General features: G+C 39.0%; 10 protein-coding genes. 5 read left to right on the top strand and 5 right to left on the bottom strand.

Annotated features, from left to right (window positions below; genetic code table 11):
* The first annotated feature begins 42 nt into the window (after positions 1-42).
* The 4 genes from IGJ39_RS06955 to IGJ39_RS06940 all read left to right on the top strand — a co-directional run bounded on the left by IGJ39_RS06955 (position 43) and on the right by IGJ39_RS06940 (position 5,601).
* On the top strand, positions 43-891 hold the full coding sequence (locus IGJ39_RS06955) for a DegV family protein (protein ID WP_019723210.1): 849 nt from the start codon (positions 43-45) through the stop codon (positions 889-891).
* 155 nt (positions 892-1,046) lie between these two features.
* Complete coding sequence (locus IGJ39_RS06950; protein WP_019723209.1) at positions 1,047-1,526, top strand: DUF6530 family protein; 480 nt, start codon at positions 1,047-1,049, stop codon at positions 1,524-1,526.
* Positions 1,527-1,548: 22 nt separating this feature from the next.
* A complete protein-coding gene (locus tag IGJ39_RS06945; protein WP_195339275.1) occupies positions 1,549-3,780 on the top strand; it encodes an AAA family ATPase in 2,232 nt (743 codons plus the stop codon).
* Positions 3,781-3,960: 180 nt separating this feature from the next.
* On the top strand, positions 3,961-5,601 hold the full coding sequence (locus IGJ39_RS06940; RefSeq protein ID WP_195339274.1) for a glycoside hydrolase family 13 protein: 1,641 nt from the start codon (positions 3,961-3,963) through the stop codon (positions 5,599-5,601).
* Positions 5,602-5,665: 64 nt separating this feature from the next.
* Here the strand turns inward: IGJ39_RS06940 and IGJ39_RS06935 are convergent, their stop codons facing one another.
* The 4 genes from IGJ39_RS06935 to IGJ39_RS06920 all read right to left on the bottom strand — a co-directional run bounded on the left by IGJ39_RS06935 (position 5,666) and on the right by IGJ39_RS06920 (position 9,230).
* A complete protein-coding gene (locus IGJ39_RS06935; RefSeq protein WP_029594172.1) occupies positions 5,666-6,214 on the bottom strand; it encodes a TIGR01440 family protein in 549 nt (182 codons plus the stop codon).
* A gap of 16 nt (positions 6,215-6,230) precedes the next feature.
* The gene (locus IGJ39_RS06930) at positions 6,231-6,728 is read right to left on the bottom strand and encodes an ECF transporter S component (RefSeq protein WP_065095821.1); all 498 of its coding nucleotides are present in this window, start codon (positions 6,726-6,728) and stop codon (positions 6,231-6,233) included.
* Positions 6,718-7,524, bottom strand: a complete 807-nt coding sequence (locus IGJ39_RS06925) for a bifunctional hydroxymethylpyrimidine kinase/phosphomethylpyrimidine kinase (RefSeq protein ID WP_019723946.1) — start codon at positions 7,522-7,524, stop codon at positions 6,718-6,720. Before IGJ39_RS06925 ends, IGJ39_RS06930 begins: the two co-directional genes overlap by 11 nt.
* Before the next feature lie 176 nt (positions 7,525-7,700).
* Positions 7,701-9,230: an AMP-binding protein gene (locus IGJ39_RS06920; protein ID WP_019723945.1), complete on the bottom strand. Its 1,530-nt coding sequence runs from the start codon at positions 9,228-9,230 to the stop codon at positions 7,701-7,703.
* A 505-nt stretch (positions 9,231-9,735) separates the two neighbouring features.
* Here IGJ39_RS06920 and IGJ39_RS06915 point away from each other — a divergent pair.
* Positions 9,736-19,032, top strand: coding sequence for a QWxxN domain (locus tag IGJ39_RS06915; protein ID WP_438764355.1), 9,297 nt, complete (start codon positions 9,736-9,738; stop codon positions 19,030-19,032).
* Positions 19,033-19,286: 254 nt separating this feature from the next.
* On the opposite strand, the gene IGJ39_RS06910 is transcribed toward IGJ39_RS06915, so the two are convergent.
* Positions 19,287-20,285, bottom strand: coding sequence for a tyrosine-type recombinase/integrase (locus IGJ39_RS06910; RefSeq protein ID WP_066025005.1), 999 nt, complete (start codon positions 20,283-20,285; stop codon positions 19,287-19,289).
* Positions 20,286-20,333 lie beyond the last annotated feature (48 nt).

The following is a 20,333-nucleotide window of genomic DNA, read 5'->3' as shown; positions in this document are numbered from 1 at the left end:
TTAAGGACTGGTAAAATTCTTTGAAACGAGGAACTTAAATAAATGAAATTAGCAATCGTAACTGACAGTACAGCTTTCCTGCCAACACGTATCAAGAACCATCCTGATTTATATGTGATTCCTATCCCTGTGATCTTGGATGGAAAAATTTATAACGAAGGCATTGACATCGAAGCAGACGAATATTACGGACTATTGAAAAACAGTAAAGATTTTCCAACAACTTCCCAACCTGCTGTAGGTGAAGTTTTGGCACTATACGAAGAACTGAAAGCCAAAGGCTATGATACGATCTTAAGCATACACTTATCAAGTGGGATCTCTGGATTCGTCAATACATTATTTGCGATGAAAGACGACGTCAAAGAGATGACGATTGTTCCTTATGATTCGAAAATCACCAGTATGCCAATGGGGCATATGGTGGAATCTGCTTTAGACTTGAATGATAAAGGTTATTCACTTGAAGCCATTTTAGCTCACATCGATCGAATTAGAGACAATACATACGCCTATTTGATCGTTGACGACTTGAACAACTTAGTCCGCGGAGGTCGCTTGACTAACGGAGCTGCACTGATCGGCGGACTATTGAAAATCAAACCGATCCTGACTTTTTCAGAAGGTAAGATTATTTTATTCGAGAAGATCCGTTCAAGCAAAAAAGCTTTTGCCCGTGCAGAGCAAATCATTGGCAAACGAAATGAAGAAATTAAGCCACCAGTAAAATTATATGTGATCCATGCAAACAATTTAGAAGTTGCCGAAGAAGAAAAAGCAAAACTTCAAAAACAATACCCACAAGCAGAAATCGAGATCGGCCATTTTGGTCCAGTGATCGGTAGTCACTTGGGTGAAAAAGCGATCGGTATTGCGATCTCTGCACAATAAATAGGGCAGAAAGCAAAAACACAAAGAAAAGAAACAGTTTGAGCAATGACTTGCTTGGACTGTTTTTTTGCATTTCTACCCTAATTATTTTATACTATCTTTAATTATCTAGTAATTTACTAAATCACTAAATTACTAAAAAGGAGTAGAGAAGGATGGAAATACCAACAAATTTGAAACATAAACCAGTGATCGTCGTTGAAGATTACGATAAAGTTGATGGCAGAAAAGCCTTGCATACAGATGCAAAAGGATTGTCTTTAGGATTAGCTCAGTGGAATGATCGAGGCAAAGTCGATATCTCAGGAAAAGTGTGGCGTCATACAGGTGAAAAGTGGTCACGTCAATCGGAAGAATTACCGATCACTCGTATCCTTGACTTAGCGATCTTAGTGGCGCAAGGAAGTGTATACTTCCAGGATGCCTACCGCCATGAAAAATTTTACGACCCTGAAAATCCTGTCGTTGATATCATCGGTTTGCAAGGAAACCGGATGACGGTGGAAGTGGACACGAAAAATCCTAAAATCGATGAAGATATCATGTTATATTACGATGCTTTACAAAAAGATGGCGAATTACTTGGTGAACGTTTTCGTATCTTGAAACGTCTATTAGATGATCTAGGGTATTAATGTTATAAGGAAGTGTTTAAACATGGAAAACTTTTCACTCACCGACCAGCGAACGTTTACGCCGATCGAAAAACAAATGATCTGGAAAAAACCGACAAGTCATCAAACAAGTGCTGAAGAGCTGCGTATTGCAACTGAAATCAAAGCAAACTGGCTAGATCCGGAAATGAAAATCAGCAATGTGCTATTGGAAGGAGATGCAGGTTCTGGGAAAACGCAATTAGCCAAAGCATTATCCTTTGATTTGCAGTTACCTTATACGAAAGTAACATGCTTTGCTGATATGGATAAATCAGATGTCTTTGGTGCGTTACTACCTGTCATTGATTCAGACCAAGAAGAGGATCAAGAGTTATTGACCGCTATTTATCAAACGGATACATTATCTGCGGTATTGACGTTGATCGAACAATATTACTCCGTCGATCAACAAACAGCCAAACAGAAATTAGCCGATCTCGTGCAACGAATCGAAAACAACGAAGAAAGTACGATCCACTACAAATACTATCCGTCAGAAATCGTTCGTGCGATCGAAAAGGGTTATCTTTTAGAAATCCAAGAACCAACGGTGATACGTGATGCTTCGGTTCTTGTTGCCTTGAACTCTGCCTTAGAAACGAACGGTTTGTTGAACTTACCTACTGGTGTGATAAAACGCCACCCTGATTGTATCATCATCATTACAACCAATCGCAACTACCAAGGAAACCGACCGTTGAATGAATCGCTTCGAGATCGTATGCAACATGCTGAGAAAATGGACCTGCCAGAGCTTTCAGTCATGGTGGAACGCGCTATCAGCAAGACACAAGTCGAAGAGCCGACACTTTTGTTGAAAATGGCAGAAGTGATCCGTTTGTTAGATGAAACTGCCAAAGCAAATGCTATCAAAGGTGTGGCAGGTATGCGTTCTTATTTTTATTGGGTCAATACAATGAAACAAAATCAAGACATTTTCGTATCGCTCTATCCCAAAGTCTTATATAAACTGACGACTGATCCAGATGAATTACACATTTTGACGACTGCACTAACTGATAGTGGGCTTTTAGATGAACTCAGAGAATTGCTTCGACAAAAGAAATGGGGGGACTTATCAGACGAATCCCCACGAATCAAAGGACGGACAATTCGTGCAGAAGAAGCGATAGAACGTCAAATCGATCAGTTGGCAGAAGAAACAACATCCCTTGCTGAACAACCCTCAGAAAAAGAGGAAGTGTTACCAGAAGAGCAGACAAAGGAAGCAGCGGCGAAAGAAGAAACCCCGATTGACACGTTGCCTTTATCGGAAGAGCGGAGTCAAGAAGTCGAAGGACGAAGTCAACAGCAATCAGATGATGAATCCCAAGAGATGTCAGCTTCAGATATGGAAGCCTTAGACAAGCAACTCAAACGTGAACTCAATAAAGAAGCGCGACAGCTGATGAAAGGTACGATCCATGAAAAAGAAGGAATGATCGTTCATCGCCCTAAGTTTGCTGTCATAAATCCTGAAGTAGCGACTATTCGACAAGAAATCGATCCAATCGTGGATTCATTGAGTCGGCAAATCCTTGATCTTTTGGAAAATGAACAAAGCGAAACTTATCAAAAAGGAAAGTACGAAGGCCAACGTTTTAATGCTAGTCGAGTAGCTTATGGGGATTTACGGCAATTTGATAAAAAAAATCCCCCTCACGAACAACCTTCTTTGGCAGTGGCTCTACGAATCGATGAATCTGGTTCGATGGTTCGTGAAGACCGCATGTTAGCTGCAAAAAAAGCTGCATTTGCTATTGCCGCATTTGCCAAAAAAGTACGTATTCCTTTATTGATCTACGGGGATACAGCAGATGTTTCGACAAGAGAAAAAACATCTGTCTTTTCGTACAAAGAATTTTCAGATTCATTTGAGTGGTTGGAACAGAAATTAGTGACTATGAAGCCAAGACAAAACAATCGTGATGGCGCAGTGTTACGTCTGATCGCTGGAAAGCTGGCAGAACAACCTGCAACAACCAAACTGATCGTCAACATCAGTGATGGCCAACCAAAAGCGTTACCTGATTATACAGGCGCTAAAGCAAAAAAAGATATCCAAGAAGTGTTGACCGAATATGAACGCCAAGGTATCGTCTTTATTTCTGCGGCAATTGGACAAGATAAGGAAGAAATCAAAGAAATCTATGGCGCAAGTCGCTTCGTCGATATTACCGATTTATCGACATTTCCCAAACAATTGATCCAATTGATTTCTCGTTATTTATAAATAAATATTAAGCGAATATCAAAGATGATGCGTCACTCATGGTCTTTGATGTTCGCTTTTTTGAGTTCTTTCATTTATGATAAGCACTACTCCAACTGATGTAAGCATGAAAACAGTTAACGGTAACAAATATGTAACCGCTTGAAATTGAGCTATAATAAAGAAAAAAGGGGGATAAGCATGAAGCAGTCAGAAAAGTGGTGGAAAGAAGCAGTTGGGTATCAAATCTACCCAGCGAGCTTTAAAGATAGCAACAACGACGGTATCGGTGATATCAACGGCATTCGCGAAAAACTTAGCTATTTGAAAGAGTTAGGGATCGACTTTATTTGGATCAACCCTATTTATCAGTCACCATTTGTCGATAACGGCTATGATATCAGCGATTATCAAGCAATCCTTGAGAAGTTTGGTACAATGGATGAGTTTGATGCTTTATTAGCTGAAGCCCATCAGATGGGGATAAAGATCATCATGGATCTCGTCATCAATCATAGTTCTGATCAGCATGAATGGTTTATTGAATCACGTCAGTCGGTCGATAATCCTTACCGTGATTACTACATTTGGGTCGATGGCACACCTGATCAAGCACCAAATGAATGGCAGTCGATCTTTGGCGGTTCAGCCTGGCAATACGATGAACAAACTGGTCAATACTACTTACACATTTTTGCAAAAGAACAACCTGACTTGAACTGGGAAAGTGACAAGTTAAAAGCTGAACTCTTCACGATGATCCGCTGGTGGTTAGATAAAGGGATCGATGGATTCCGCTTAGATGCCATTTCTCATGTAAAAAAGGATGAATACTCTGTCCAGGCAACTGAGAACCCATTTTCTCCTTTTCAAAATGTCTCCGGTATTGAAGATCATTTGACAGAATTAAAAAATGTCTTTGATGAATACGATATTATGACGGTAGGAGAAGCGAGTGGGGTATCTGCAAACGAAGGACCTGAGTGGGTAGGTGAAAATGGCTATTTTGATATGATCTTTGAGTTTGATCATATTTCGATCTGGAAACATGAAAAAGATGGAGATCTAGATGTATTGAGTTTGAAACAATCCTTGAGCGCTTGGCAACGAGCACTGGATGGCAAAGGTTGGAACGCTCTTTATATGGAAAACCATGATGTACCAAGATGTGTGTCTGTCTTTGGAGATACGTCTCCTGCATATTGGCAAGTTTCTGCAAAAGCAATCGCCATGATGTATTTCTTTTTACAAGGTACGCCATTTATTTATCAAGGACAAGAAATCGGTATGACGAATCTACCATTTTCCTCTATTGATGAGATTGATGCAGTAGATTCGAAACGCTTGTATCAACAGTTGCTTGATGAAGGACGTTCTGAAGAAGAAGCATTGGATATCGTAGCCAATACCACAAGAGATAACAGTCGTACACCGATGCAATGGAATGATCATTTGTATGCTGGTTTTTCTGAGGTTGCCCCTTGGTTGCTCGTCAATCCGAATTATCAAATGATCAATGTCGCTAATCAAACCAATGACCCAGAATCGATTTTATCTTTTTACAAAAAAATGATTACCCTACGTCGAGAAAACAAAGGGTTGATATATGGTAGTTTCAATGAATATCTACCTGATAATGAACAGCTCTTTGTATACGAACGAGTCCTAGATGAAGAACGTTATCTGATCATCGTCAACTTGACTGATGAAGCAGCGACTTATACCTTACCAACGGAAATCGAAACAAATTGGGAAGTATTATTGGAAAATCAACCCGGTCAAGAATTTCAATCAGGTGGTACATTCGCCCCTTATGAAGCGCGTCTTTATCGAAAAATTTAGCTGACATGAAAAAACTACGAACAGTAAGAAAGGGAACACTCTCTTATTCGTTCGTAGTTTTTTCTTATTCGTATTGCGCGCGAGGTCCGCCAATGTATTTAGGGCGAGACCGTAAAGCAGTGACATGCGCATGACCTAATGTGTTAGAACGAGGACGTACAGGCACTTGAACATGCTTGATGTGCATTCCGATCGCAGTATCGCCGATGTCGATTCCTGCTTGAGCAACGACATGTTCCACTTCGACAGGATCGCTGAATTGTTCAAATGCTGCAACTGAGCAGGCACCTCCTGCATGGAGTGCCGGAATGACAGAGACGATCTCAAATTGTTTCTTTTCCGCTACTGGACGTTCGACGACTAATGCTCGATTAAGGTGTTCGCAGCCTTGGACTGCTAACGAAACGTCAAGAGGGTCTAATTGTTCTTTCAATGTTTCGATGACCCATTGTCCGATTTCTGCATTTGAGTTTTTACCAATATGTCCACCAACAATTTCACTGGTACTGCATCCTACAACGAATAGATCGCCTGCTTTAAGATGGGCTTCATTGAGAACGTCCGAAACCATTTCAGATAATTGCTGTTTGAAACTGTCTTTTGATACTTCCATTTTCCATTCATCCTTTTTACTTATTTTTTACCGTTGATTGTTGCAGAGGTAAACGCATCAATGCCTTTGTAAGTGGGATTGCCACCACGATACCGACAATGTTTTGGACCAAATTACTTGGTAGCGATGCGACACCGACTGGCCAGTCATAAAGCAACCAACTGGCAAAGAAGTAGCCTGCAACCATGATGATCGTTCCAAGGGATAAACCAAAGCCCCAACGCACAGAACCTTTACCCGCAAAATAGCCAGCAACCAGTCCTTGTAAGCCGTGGATCAATAAAGAGAAGATCGCCCATTGGGGATAGCCGGATAATAAATCAATAAACAAGCCACTTCCTGCACCAACAATCAATCCACCCATCGGACCAAAAAGGGCAGCTGCCGTATAAATCCCAACTTCACATAAGGTGACAAATCCGTTGGTTCCAGGTATTGGGATCAAGATGACTAAAGAGATCCCCACAGTTAAAGCCGTCAGCATGGCATAAATTGCAATTTTTTTAGTATTCATTCGTTATTTCCACTCCTTTTCCTTTTGACCAAACACTTCCTGTTTGATCCTTCATCATGACACCATTCAAGATACAGTCATAAACAAAAGCCTTACTCCGAGCAACAGCATCCGTCAAAGGATAATCTAAGACCAGATTTGCAGCAATCGCGGAAGCAAATGTACATCCTGCACCGTTGACAGTCTGTTCGTCTAACTTTTCCCGCCTAAATGAGATTGTCTCATTTCCGTTGAATAAAACATCCAATGCTTCGTTACCGATAATCCCAGTACCACCTTTGATCACTACGTTCTTAGCACCCAGTGAATGGATATATTTTGCACAATCAGTCATTTGGAGAAATGTTTGAACGGGTTGGCCATAAAGTAGGGAGGCTTCTTTCAAATTCGGGGTCAATACATCCGCAAAAGGAAATAACTCCTGTATCATTTTTTGCATATAAGCTTGATTCAAGGTATTTGTTGTTTCCTTAAAGGCAAACACAGGATCGATCACAATGGGAACATCCTCAAAATATGTAAGGAAATCCTTCACAACGTCAATGGCTTCCAATGAATGTAATAAGCCAATTTTTATCCCATCTAAATCTGTCATACGTCGAATCGAGTCTAGCTGTTTGGCTAGCCATTCAGGCGGGATCGTCTCTAATATAAACGAACCATCTGAGTCAAGCATTCCGATACAAGTCAATGCACTCATCCCAAAAATATGATGGTTTTCAAATGTCTTTAAATCGGACTGTATGCCGCCACCAGCAAACGGATCAGATCCTCCAATCGTTACTATTTTTTTCACTTTCATCCCTCCACAAAAAGAGTATACCTTGTTCGAATAAAAAGAAAAACAGCCAATTGGCAGATTATCAAGTCAGCCACTTTATGCAAAAAAGAGAAAAGAAATCTATATACAAAAAAAACAAGCACTTTCCTAACTACAGGAAAAGTACTTGTCTGGACTATTGGAGCAGATAATTATTGATTTGCTTCTTTAAATTCTTTTTCAATTTGTAACCGTTGGACTTTCATCGTTGCTGTTCTTGGAATATCTTCGTAAGCACGAATGATCGGTGTGTTCAAACGTGGCAATTCATGGACTTGGTTCCACCAACGATCCCAATCCATCTCTTGATTCGGCGCTAAAGCAATGATTGGTTGTGGTGAATTATCTTTATCACGAACGATGACGACTTCAGCTAAAAATTCCAATGAATCCAACAAATAATCTTCGATCGCTAATGTACTATTGATCGTATCGATCAAATCAACTTGACGATCTTTCAAATGTAGATGGCCATTTTCATCGATACAACCATAATCGCCGCTATCCCACCAAACACCATACACATTTTCTTGAAAACGAGCATCTTCTTTATAATAAGTCAATGCACGACCTTTTGATAACAAGTGGATGTGACCATCTGTGTTCGCCGGTAGTTCATTGCCTTCTTCATCCGTGATCCTTGCTTTGGTCAAATCACCTAAACCGACACCCATATCACGTGCGTCACTTGTTTTTAAGCTCTCCAACGTATGAGCTTTCAATATCATCGGTCCACATTCACTTTGTCCGTAGACTTGCAAAAAGATTGCTTCTTTTGTTGCTGACGTTTGAAGGAATACTTCCATTGTCTGATTGTTGATGGCATCAAATGTAGAGTGGTAGTAGCGAATACCTGAAAAAGCTTCTGGATGCTCTCTAGCAGTGAAACTCCACTGAACAAAGTTATTTGGATGTGTCTCTAAAGCAATTGGCGGATTCTCTAATAACAGTTTTACCACATGTTCCCCTTGAGGATCTGCGATTGGCATCATCGGAAAGCCCATCGCCATAAGAGAAGAGATGCCGATGTTGAATCGTGAATGAACCGGCGAAATATGAAAAGCGACTAATTTCTTCTCGGCGATCTTAGTAAATACCGTTTTTTGCCACTTTGTCCGCCAGCCCATTGAATGTGCAGAGTGGCAAATCAATTTAGGAATGCCGGTCGTGCCGGAAGTGTGAGTCATATAAGAGATTTCATCATTATCTAATTTCTTTTGTTCCACAGGAGTTGCGGGTTGTTTGAGCAAATCAGCGACAGCCAATTGTTTGCTCTTAGTGCCGTTAGTGATGCCTGCAACGCGTTCACTTGTCACTTCGTCGAATAAGATAAAAGGGTCTTCCAAACGATCAACAAATACTTCTAAAGTACTTGTTGGTAAATGGTAGGAAGGCATGACAGGAACTGCACCTAGATAAGAGGCAGCAACGGCCATCAAGTAGGTATCAAAAGCAGAGCTTTTGTAGATCATGATCTTGTCACCAAGTGTCACACCTAAACTAGCCAGTTGATAGGCACGTGTTACTACTAATTCATGACATTCGCTGTAAGTGCTTTTAAAACCAAGCTCCGGAAAAGCCACTAATGTCTGATCAAAAATCATTGGGACATCAGGTGTGCGTTCAGCAGCTTCTTGAAAATTCGTATAAAGATTAAGTGGGGTATAGTCGATTGTTTCCATCTTTCACGCTCCATAAATAAATTTGTTAATAAATGTACAAAGTCTTAAAATATGATAGCATATCCACAATCTAAATAACAGAAAAACCTGAATGTAAAGTTATCTTTTGAATTGAGAGGGAAGATTGGATGAGAAATGCGCAACATCCACATGATGTGACGTAAAGGTTTTTTTTGAGAAAATGCTTGCCCACTCGCTTTTCCAATTTTTTATTTTTTTAGTAGGAGATACTCATACAAATGAATTTTCATACTCATGAATATACCATAACCTTCTATACCTTTCATATTTACCCACTGAGATAATTAAATGGTAATTTTGAAAACACATAACAATTTTCTATTCTACATAAATAATAAAAGCTTTTAATAAAGGATTTATTAATCATTTTTTTATTTTTTTCAAAAAAATAGTACTTAGAATCGGTTATTTTTTTAATAAGATAAACTAAAATAATAGATATACCATTTGAATTAATCAGCTGTATTGAAAAGGAGCGAAAAAAATGCCAATCGAAGAGCATCGTAAAGCAGTCGGTACATTTGAGAATAAGCGCAATAAAAAGTCTGATCAAAATGCTAGGCAAGAAGCAGTCAATTTCATCTCCAGCACTGCAAATAACCAGCTAACGGAACGAATTAGATGGTCTCCATTACTTTTCCTTCAACTATTAGTCATCACTGATTCTTTAGCTGTGAGAGGGGAACCCCCAAGGACGCTTCGCACAAGTCGGCCTGCCTTTGAAGCTGACACGTATGTGGATATTGGTCCAGCAAAAACTGACGTGAATCATATTATGATGGATCAAACCCCTACGAATCAGACCGAGATATACCAGCCGACGATCCATTCTCTTTCTTTTCGTTCGAGTGTGAATACGACCCTCGTTCAACCCGCTCAACCGATCAATGCTTCTGAATACCTTTCTGATCCTGTAAAAAACGCGACCTTACAAGAACCTGTTTCTTTAGCTGAATTTACACATCATTGGACACTACATGTACATAAAACTATTCATAATCTGGAAAAAATCGATAAGTGTAATACTACCGTCACGCCTATGTCCGTACTTGAGTATGGATTATGGGAGAAGAAAAACCATACGCTTTATCATTTTAATACGATCTGTGAAGAAGCGAAATCAAAATCCCTTCAATTAAGAGAACAAGCCAAAGACGATCAACAAGAAATCCACCATTTTTCTTTTAAAAATAAAGATTCCAAGAATAAAGTAGATCTAGGTAAAATCCAACGTGAGGCAAAAAATATTGCTCGTATGGTCCTATCCTCTTACTATGATTATGAAGGGGAACCTTCAAGTAGTCACAGCGAAAACAATCATACTCGACCGTTCCTGCCAACCTCTTTTTTGGAAAACCTAACGGATACCTTCACTTCTTTTTTTCACGAATACCAGAATACGAGTCACACGACTGGTTCAGGTGAACCACCAGTAGAAAGCGTATTATCAAAATTTTTTACAGTGTTAACTCGGACATTCTCAGCGGAACATTTGGCAACTGAACATGTGCACAAAGAAAGTAGTAGAGGTGCTGGGGCAGCTTATTTCCCTCAAGCACCCCAGGAATCCAAGAACGAACGACCGAAGGCATCCAAGAGCTACCAGACTCAGACAACTAAGAACGACCAAGCAACTGATAGACCGATTTTGGAGGAAGAAGAACATTTAGCAGCGCCATTGTTAGAATTAGCCAAAAAATTCAACGAACGGATCGATCAATTCTTTGAAAAGATCAACTTTCAGATACTCCCTGGAGCGGAAGCGTTACCGACACCTCAAAAAAATCTGAATGTTCCGATCTTACCTTATGCCTCCAGTATGAGTGTTTCAATGAATTATCTGGAAGACGAACCTTCTCTTGAAATCCAAAAAACAGTCAATAAGGTAATGAAGCGTTACATAAATATTGAACCTTCACTTCCAATAACTACCAAATTCTTAACCCCATTTTGGTTTCATTTAGTGCTATTTCAAAAGAGACATAACGTAGGTGTGGCAATGGAAACGATCAGAAAATCACTTTGCGAGTTGTCTGATGACGTTTGCTTCTCGAATAGTGTCTCCACAAAAGAACTGTTTCATGCTCTTTATAACTGGGGGACTTCAAAGGACCCAAGCGATCAGGAGCTAGTATTAGAAAGAAGACGTCAAATTGCGCAGATCATTTTAGAGGCTTATGGCGTAAAAGATGAGCAAATTTCAGATATCCAAGCGATAAAAATATTTCTACAAGCACGTAATAACCATGCCTTCATGAACTATAAATTTCAACTTCCAGACACATTGAATCAAGTGACACCACGCATTGATACGCCTGCCGCCTCAGCGGATGTGCCCCCCTACGATGCGAGTAAAATACCACTGAATTCAGTAAAAGAAATCACACAAACTACTCGAGCCTTTATTAACCAAAGAGTGGATATGTATACAAAAGGTCAACCATTACCTATGCCAAGAACCGAAGCAATCGACGCTTTTTGGCTCGACTTAGATGTCTTTCAACAGCGCGTGGAAACAGAAGTGGCAACCAATCGAATCAAAGAACGTGTGTGTGAATACCTAGGTTTCTGTTTGATTGATGATTTGTCTACAAAAGACTTTTTCCTCGCTCTACTAAAGTGGGTGGATAACGACATATCAAGTGTTGCCATCCTGGAAAAAAGACGCCAGGTCGCTAAAGTTATACTTCAAAGCTACGACATAAATGATGACACCATTTCAGATGACCGAGCCATAGCCATTTTCTTTCAGTGGATTTACAATGATGTGTTTAGCGACATCCAGTTCAATGAACCGAGCCTAACAGACATTCAACACTTGAAATCATCTTCGCCAACACAAAAAAAACTATTGCCTTATGACATCAGTTCGCAAGTCGCTTTGAACTCCTCTAAAGAACTTTCACAAGAAGAACACGATGCCGTAAATAAAATCGTCACGGCTTATTTGAAAAATCAGCCTTTGCTTGATAAACCATCATTGACTTTGCCGCCAATATGGTTTGATCGAGAATTGTTTGATCGAAGAGCAGAGACGGAGAAAGTCAATAAGCAAATCATCGAGGAACTTGTTGATGAGTATGAAGAATTAAAAGGATCATCAAGACTAGCGTCAAATGATTTTTCACTTGTTTTGCAAAATTTTGCCAATAACGGAGGCTCAAGTGCGGTAATTATCGAGCGGAGAGTACAAATTGCCAAAACGATTCTAAAAGAACATGGATTACCTGCACATAACTTATCAGAGGAGCGAAGCATCGCAATTTTTTTGCAGTGGCGCTATAACAACGCGTTTAATGGTTACATATTTAAAAAAGAACCTGATCATTTGGTTCAGAAAAGGGCAGGAGAACATATCCCAGGCACCGAGTTGTATGAAAGTGCTAAAAGTTTACAAGCGCCATTATTGTCATATGAGGAGCTAACTCTGGAAGTTGAACATGAATTAAAATTACGGCTCATATCCTATCTTGATATCAAGCACTTATACACGAACTTGAAATTAGATGCCGTGTTAACACCCTTCTGGTTTCAATTTGAGGTTTTTAAAGATCGATATCATACAGAAACAATCAATGAAGCCGTAAAAGAGTATTTAGCCAATGAAGACGGTCGTTTTAGGGAATTGAAAGGATCACTCATACGCTATATCTTTATTGAGCTGGCTAAATTAGAAAATGAAGAAAGTGCGAGTCAATCACTGCTTAGAAGAAGAAAGATTGCCCATGTCATACTTCATACGCTAGGTCGCCCAGCGACAAGATTGTCTGATGCAGAAGCAAATGCCATTTTCCTACAATGGCGAGCGAATAATGTCTACCATGATGCTAAATTTCTAGACGTAAAAACAATTCCTTTTTTTGAATCTCCTGAGTATACTGAAACAGCAACGACCAATCAGACGGAGAAAGTGGTTCCTTCAGATCTGGAAAATGATTTGACACAAATCAAAAAAGTTGTGCAAGCAGTCATCGATAACAAGCAACCTTTAGAAGCCGATATACATGATCTGCCAAATTTTTATTTTGTTGGCTCTATTTATCAAAACAAACAGAGAACAGCTAATGTCAATAAGAAAATAAGAAATTATCTTGTCCAGCAAAGAATTGTGAAAAAGCTAGACACGCCCGAGAATCTAATTGAGCAAGTTGAAAAATGGATAGGTAAAAACTGGCAAACTGAAAATAGTGTTGATGCAGAAAGAATGCAATTTTTTGCATACATGATCTTGAAAGAATACGATGTACCACTGATAAGATTGGGTGAACAGTTATCAACAAGAAAATTGGAAGCAATTTATATGCAATGGAAACTGAATACTTTACTAGAAGGAGCAATCTACCGATCAACCAATGAAAAAACAACCTATTATAAAATATCTCCAGATGAATCACCCTACGTGATAAGTAAATTTCAGCAGAAGCAGGAAAGTGACTACATCTATAAGAAATATAATAAGGGCATGGTAACCAATACCAGTATTTTCAATGGAAAATTACTCGTTCCATATGTGTATTATCTTAATATTTTTAATAAAGTAGAGAGAACATTCTCGGTTGATCGGAGTAAAACATTCTCTGCTAATGAGATAGTTAGGAGATATTTACGTTCAAAAAAGGTCATACTGAAGCGTTTACAAAACCGCTATCTAACCCAAGCAGTGGAAAACTGGATACTCTCTGAGAAAAGATATCCTCTAATGGTGGTACGGGTGTATAAAGTAGCCAACATCATCCTTAGTGCATACAATGTCAATGAGGAAAATTTGACTCTTGAAAAAGCATATGCAGTGATCCTCCAATGGATAAATAATAATGCGCAAGTTGATTTCACTTTTGATATGGAACACTTGAATTTTGCCTATGGAAATGATGAGGAAAGCAAAAAGCAAGAAATGAAGGAAAAAGTCAAAGCATTTATTTCTGAGAATGGCATTAATAAAAGTAATAAAAAAATCAGTGATGTAGAGATTGATAAATTTGGAAGTTCTTTAATACAGGTTGAAGAAACATTACAAAAAGTAGCCGATTTTTTAACTTCCTATGGCCATCCTTGCAGTCCTGACGATAAAAATAACTTAGTTAAAGTGGCCACCCACTGGACGCTTCAAGAGGGAACATCCACAGAAAAAGTTGATATGAACAAAGTCAGAAACTTATTAGTTCTGTTTGTCGGAATCTTTAAAGTTCGGGAGCTCTCAGATGAAGAGGCACACCAAATGTTTCTTAAATGGGCGATGGATACACTAGAACTAGCCGCTGCACCGACGGAGGTAAAACCGGCACCATCGCGAAACGATCGATCATTCGTCATCACTGAAGCTGGTCGCTGGCGAGATAAAAATATTAGGAATCAAATCGAAATATTCTTTCAACAGAAACAGCTACTGTCTACAAACCCAAGTAAAGAAGAATTGTTGGTTGCTCTCGGCAAATGGTTTTCTCAAGATAGCGCAGGGTTCGTCCTCATGAATGATAAAACGCAACCTATAGCAAAAATCATTCTGAAAGAAATGAATCGATATGGTGGGGAAGCAAACGAAAAAATCAGTGAAAAAAATGCAGAATTAACAGTGACCAAATGGATCTTTGAAACGGTATTAGAAAGCTCGATCGAAGCTTATGTCACAAAAAATATTCTCAACGCAGAAGATCCATCAATATTTACTATTGGACAACTTAGAAACCTATTTGAGGTAGATGAATTAGCAAAAGCAGGTGTGTTCAATTTGTCCAAAACAGATGCGAAAATATCAGAGGACTCCTTAAGCACCTTAAAAAAAATCTGGATTCTTCTTGTTCAAAAGACCTTACCAAATTATTTCCTTGAGACGAGTCAAATTTCCGACGATTTACTGATATCAGATTTTGGATCGGTGATACAGCTGGTCGGGTCGAAAATACTTGAAAACGTAGGTTATCGTACGAAATTTGATCAAACTGAAATTCGCAAGTTAGGCGCTCTGTTCTGTGAGACGATCAGTACCCAAGGAATCACAACCATTGATGAACTAAATCATTTGTTGATGCCCGCATTGATCACTACGGCGCAACTCGATCCAGAAGGACTACGCAAAGCAGGAAAAGAAGGGAAATATAAAGAATATGCGTTGCAAACCTTTCTGGGGTATTGGAATAGGCGCGATGAAATCCGCTTGGACATTCAAAAAGAAATAGAAAAAAGATTTTCACCCTACCAAAAAGCAACCATCAATTGGCGCAGAAAACAAGCGATAACAAATGATGTCGTACAAGAGTGTGAGCGGCTTGGTGCCACCTTTACTTTTGGAATGGGGGAAATCTATCTAGGTGGTGGAAATCCATGTCCTAGCCTATTTACTCCCATCAATATTGAGGTCGCCTATAAAAGCTTGACAAGAGCTGTTTCTGATAGTTATTTTGATTTAGATCAAAAAATAATTGAACTTTCATTATATTCGTTGAATATGGAAGATCAGCATTTTATCTTTTCTCCGGATACTACTGTCTTTTTAGCATCTGCTAAATTATCCAACAAGGTCCATTACTATGGTCCTTCTGCACCTGGTTCGATGCCTATGATCTTTTTTAAACATGATCCATGGTTAGACACCATTCTTGAACTTGAGCAAACGGATCTATTTGTGGCAAATAATGGAAAGGAAGAACGAATATACGCGTTAAAAAGACTGGCAGATGAAGGTGGGTATGTCATCCAACGAGTCGATAGAGACCCCTTGCTATTCCTTGAGTATGGTTTGTTTAATAACAAGCATCTTTTGAAAGAAGGCTATTCAAAGGAAGGCGATCGGATTAAAATAGGCAAGAAATTATTTACCTTTACCATTGACATCAAAAAAGATAAAAAGCTATGTCAGGGATATGATACAAAGCCATTTATCGATCAACTTGCACGTCATCACAGTGATTTGCTTTATAATATCATGTATGAACTCGGCAATGATAAAACAGTCACTGAAAAAGTCTGGAATGTAGTCAAACATTTTATTCCATTTTATGATTGTGTTGTAGGTATCATTGATCAAGATATTGGTGAAGCGGTGACATCTTGCACGATTGATGCCGTTATGATGATTCCTATTTTTGGTCAAATCTCGGCACTCAATTGGAAATTTGCGCTAGGTGCATCTAGAGCGCTGGCGAAAGGTGGCTTAAAATTAGTAATCAAAAATACTACGTATTTTCTTCCTAGTATGACTGACATAAAAGTCTTGATGAAAAGTGTTGCACGATCTGTCGATCCAGGATTTGAATTGTTAGTTGGCGGAGCAAATTTGATCATCAAACGATTGATCAGTTTTAAATACAGTTCACTGGTTACAAAAGAAATGAAACTACTATTAAATAAATTAGAACGCTTTGACAGTGCAACGAAAGCGCGATTAATTGAAGAAGAGGTATTGCTTGCTAAGCTATCAAAGGATGGACCACATATCTTTGTCAAGCGTGTAAAAGACAATTTATTTTTACAGGTGACCGATATAGAAACTGGTGATGTCTTTGGGAAATATTATACGTTGCACGGCGATCAGTTAAAACCCTTTGAAGGCCCTATTTCCTTCAATTCAGAACAAAAGGAATTAATCAAACACTTAGCAAGTACAGTTGCTGTATATAAGTCTTTTTCTGATGAAAAGAATTTAAACCCAAGAGGGTACGGAGATGGTCCAATCTTAGCAATCAAAAAAACAGATCTACCAACAGAGTATTACATCAAGCTAAACGGTCATGTAGTCCCAGTCAGAGCGACAATTATCGAAGGTCAAGGCATCCGATATGACGTATGTAACGGAGACAAAATATTTCCGGTAAAATATAATGGGATCGAGTGGGGATTTGAGCCACCATCATCACCATTGGTTACAAAAGAAGTAATCGTAACAACCACAAAACAGTTGCAAAAAACAGAAACGATAAAAGATCCAAGTACGCTTTCACCACCAGATGAAAATGGTTTGATGTGGAATGCTTATGGAAAGTCCTATCTCAAAATCAATGATCAGTATGTGACAACCGTACTACTAGATCGAGAATTTAATCGCTACGGTATATTGAATAAAAGCGGGAATGATCTGCTAACGATTTTACGCTTTGATTTAGAAAATAATTCTTTCCGCTTGGAAACCTCCGAAGAAAAACGACTGTATGAACTGGAAAAATCGATCCGCAGAGCTGGAAAAAAAGAAATTCCCTCGCACGATCTCCCAGGTACTTCGAATGCAGGGACGTCAGCTGGCGCATCGAGTTCACAAACAACAACTACAACCAAAGAACCAGACTACTCTATCTTCCCGAAAAATCCTGGAAGAGAAAAAGAGTGGAATATGATTCGAGATGCTATTCCTTACTTTGAGATTGATGCCATCAGATTTGTGGATCATAGCGTACAACTTCCTCCTTTAGATGCGCTTATTCCACTACCTAGAAACCGAGTCAGAATAGACGCAGAAAAACATTTGTTAAGTGATCTGGCAGAGATCGTCCAACTATATTTACCTAAAACGCCCGAGCTTCCCTACAAAGTTTATTCTGGTCTTGAACCGAGTAAGTTACCGGCTTCTCTCAGACCGTTTGCAAAAAAATTCATAGAGGAGGTTCAGGAAACGACAGCGATCTTCGAAACTTATATAAAATTAGCTGAATTCTGGCTAAGTCATGACAAAATAGAGGATACAGATGCAGCCAAACTTTTTATGCCGCTATTTGAACTACAGAACGTTGAAAACAAGGAAGAGATTATGCGAGCAGCACTAAAAAGGTTGTTATTTATCTCTAAAAAAGGACTCCAGTTCGTTGAACAATCCGCTACTTTTGGCTTTGAAAATATTTGGCTGATTTCTACTGATTTGGTTTATCAAAAAAGTACCAAAAGTTATTTTTCTCAATATACAACGCGCCCCCGTGCAGACGCATTTATTATAAGCAATGATCCGAATTGTCGCATCCTTATTTTTGCTGATACTTTTCATATGGATTCAAAAATAGATTTGAATCGACAAGTACGTCCGGGTATAAAGGAAACCTTTATTCATGAAATCACACACACTGTGGCAGGCACAGAAGATTGGATATGTTACACCTTACCCCCTCGAGGAGTATTCATGAACAGTCTGGAAGAGATACGAGATTCCTTTAATAAAAATAAAGATAAGCTTATAGGCACTCCGTCATTTCAAGAATTCGTCAAGCAGGCAGCAATGTGTTACGGTTTACCAGAACTATCACCAGAAAGTGTCTTGGTATCTATACGTACAGATCCATTTTTAAGTGCAAATATTAAATTGACTGATGCAGAAACTGTAATGAACCTGATCGTCAGTCTTGTGAAAGGACTTCCTTTTTCGCGGGCTAAAGTACAAAAAAGAGAAACAAACAGTATGGATCTAGGGAGTGGCTATCTTATGATGGCGATTGCCTTATCAGAAATATGGGACTTTAAGGCAAATGAGATGGAAATTCCATTGGAGAATGTTCATACGATCCTAAATAATAAAACAGTCACTGCTACTCCGGAAAGAGCCACTGGTCATAGAGAAAAAAGAGGGATCGAAAGCATCATTAACGAAGGAAAAGAAAATAGTGAAAACGTGAATGTCTTCGGCTTGACCGGCAAGACTGAAAATAAACGGAATGTCTTGGATCCGTTTGGATTGATCAGAAGACAAAAAATGAAGAAAAAACAAAGAGCAGGCCAAAAACAAAGTCCTTTAAATCCCTTTGGACTAGGAGGGAACAACGATAAAAAAATGAAGCGAAGTGATTTAAATGTATCACAAAGATAAGTTAGTCACGGTGATTGAATGGCTTCTTTATCAGTCAAGTGCAACGGATCATGTTCTTAGAGAATGAGCAGTTACGACATAATTACTTCATTTCAAGAAAGCAGACAAAATCAACTGGATCGTTTTTTCACACTTGAAGTGAGGATACTTGGCAGCTAATAAAATCAGCAACAAGAAATAAATCGCATAGAAAGTGAAGAAACAGGAAGATGTAGCGAACTTTCTATGCGATGATTTCATGGATCATTGGAGGTTCAACGATAGGAGAAGTCACGCATTTTCTCATAGATTTCTTCAAATGAGTGTGGACGTACGTAGCGATTACCACAGAGATAATTCACTGCATCTTTGTCGTCTAAGTATAATTCAGTGTAGTAACGAAAAGTTTTCCGACACAATTCCGGTGAAACGTTTTTGTACACCGTGATCCGATCGAGGATTTGGCGAATCGTACGAGGCGAGATTTGTTCATCATGTGAAGAGCGGAAAACATAGGATTCACCAGATGCGCCATTTTTATGTTGGTTGGCATAGTTCGCAAGTATCGGAAGTGCTTCATTTGGAATAGGTACTCGCTCTAAACGATTCGCTTTCCGATCTACAACCAAAATCTGTTTCTTCAAATCAAGGTTTTTCCATTTTAATTCAACGACTTCATGGATCTTCAAGCCACAATAGAGGAGAACAGCCACGATTGCCAGATTTCTTGCACGATTTTTTTGTTCAAAAAGTGCTTCCCGTGGAGAATTAAAACCTTTTTCAGGAACGAAAAGCGAGTCAAAATCACTTAATAAGGAAGCGTCGATATAACGTGGAGCGGCAGAGGTAGTTTCTGGTAAACTATCCCCTAATAAGGAAATCTCTTTTTCAACAAGGCCTTTTTCATACAAAAAGCGTAGAAAATGATTCAAAGCATATTGCTTGCGAGAGATCCCGTAGTAACCATTTTTGAATTGCTGTTGCGTTTCTTGTGCAGCAGCTGTATGGAAAGCCCGCGTGTGAAGGTAAACTTCACTTAAAAAATTAAGATAGACTTGTTTTTCCAATTGGATGATCAACTGATCATTTATTTCTTGTTTATGTGTTTTTCGTAAGTAATCTGTAAATAAATGGAAATCTTTTGCATATTCATAGCGACTAGCTAATGATAATTTTTTTGAGTTCGCCTGCAAAAATTCATTGAAGATCGGTGGTAACTGGAGCATTCGTTGTTTCAATTTTTCTTGTATCTGTTTTCTTGTTTTGGCATCCATGCAAAAAACCTCCATTTCTTATCTGATGTCATGGGAACAGGAACTAGT

The organism is Enterococcus sp. AZ140 (assembly GCF_051714405.1).
Classification (GTDB): Bacteria; Bacillota; Bacilli; order Lactobacillales; family Enterococcaceae; genus Enterococcus_B; species Enterococcus_B pernyi.
The sequence above is the reverse complement of the archived record's forward strand: the minus strand, read 5'-3'. Positions and strand labels throughout refer to the sequence as shown.

Bases quoted from the DNA above. Each gene is read 5' to 3' on its own strand.
- IGJ39_RS06920 (WP_019723945.1), bottom strand. From the start codon at position 9,230: ATGGAAACAATCGACTATACCCCACTTAATCTTTATACGAATTTTCAA.
- IGJ39_RS06945 (WP_195339275.1), top strand. From the start codon at position 1,549: ATGGAAAACTTTTCACTCACCGACCAGCGAACGTTTACGCCGATCGAA.
- IGJ39_RS06930 (WP_065095821.1), bottom strand. From the start codon at position 6,728: ATGAATACTAAAAAAATTGCAATTTATGCCATGCTGACGGCTTTAACT.
- IGJ39_RS06950 (WP_019723209.1), top strand. From the start codon at position 1,047: ATGGAAATACCAACAAATTTGAAACATAAACCAGTGATCGTCGTTGAA.
- IGJ39_RS06955 (WP_019723210.1), top strand. From the start codon at position 43: ATGAAATTAGCAATCGTAACTGACAGTACAGCTTTCCTGCCAACACGT.
- IGJ39_RS06940 (WP_195339274.1), top strand. From the start codon at position 3,961: ATGAAGCAGTCAGAAAAGTGGTGGAAAGAAGCAGTTGGGTATCAAATC.
- IGJ39_RS06910 (WP_066025005.1), bottom strand. From the start codon at position 20,285: ATGGATGCCAAAACAAGAAAACAGATACAAGAAAAATTGAAACAACGA.
- IGJ39_RS06935 (WP_029594172.1), bottom strand. From the start codon at position 6,214: ATGGAAGTATCAAAAGACAGTTTCAAACAGCAATTATCTGAAATGGTT.
- IGJ39_RS06915 (WP_438764355.1), top strand. From the start codon at position 9,736: ATGCCAATCGAAGAGCATCGTAAAGCAGTCGGTACATTTGAGAATAAG.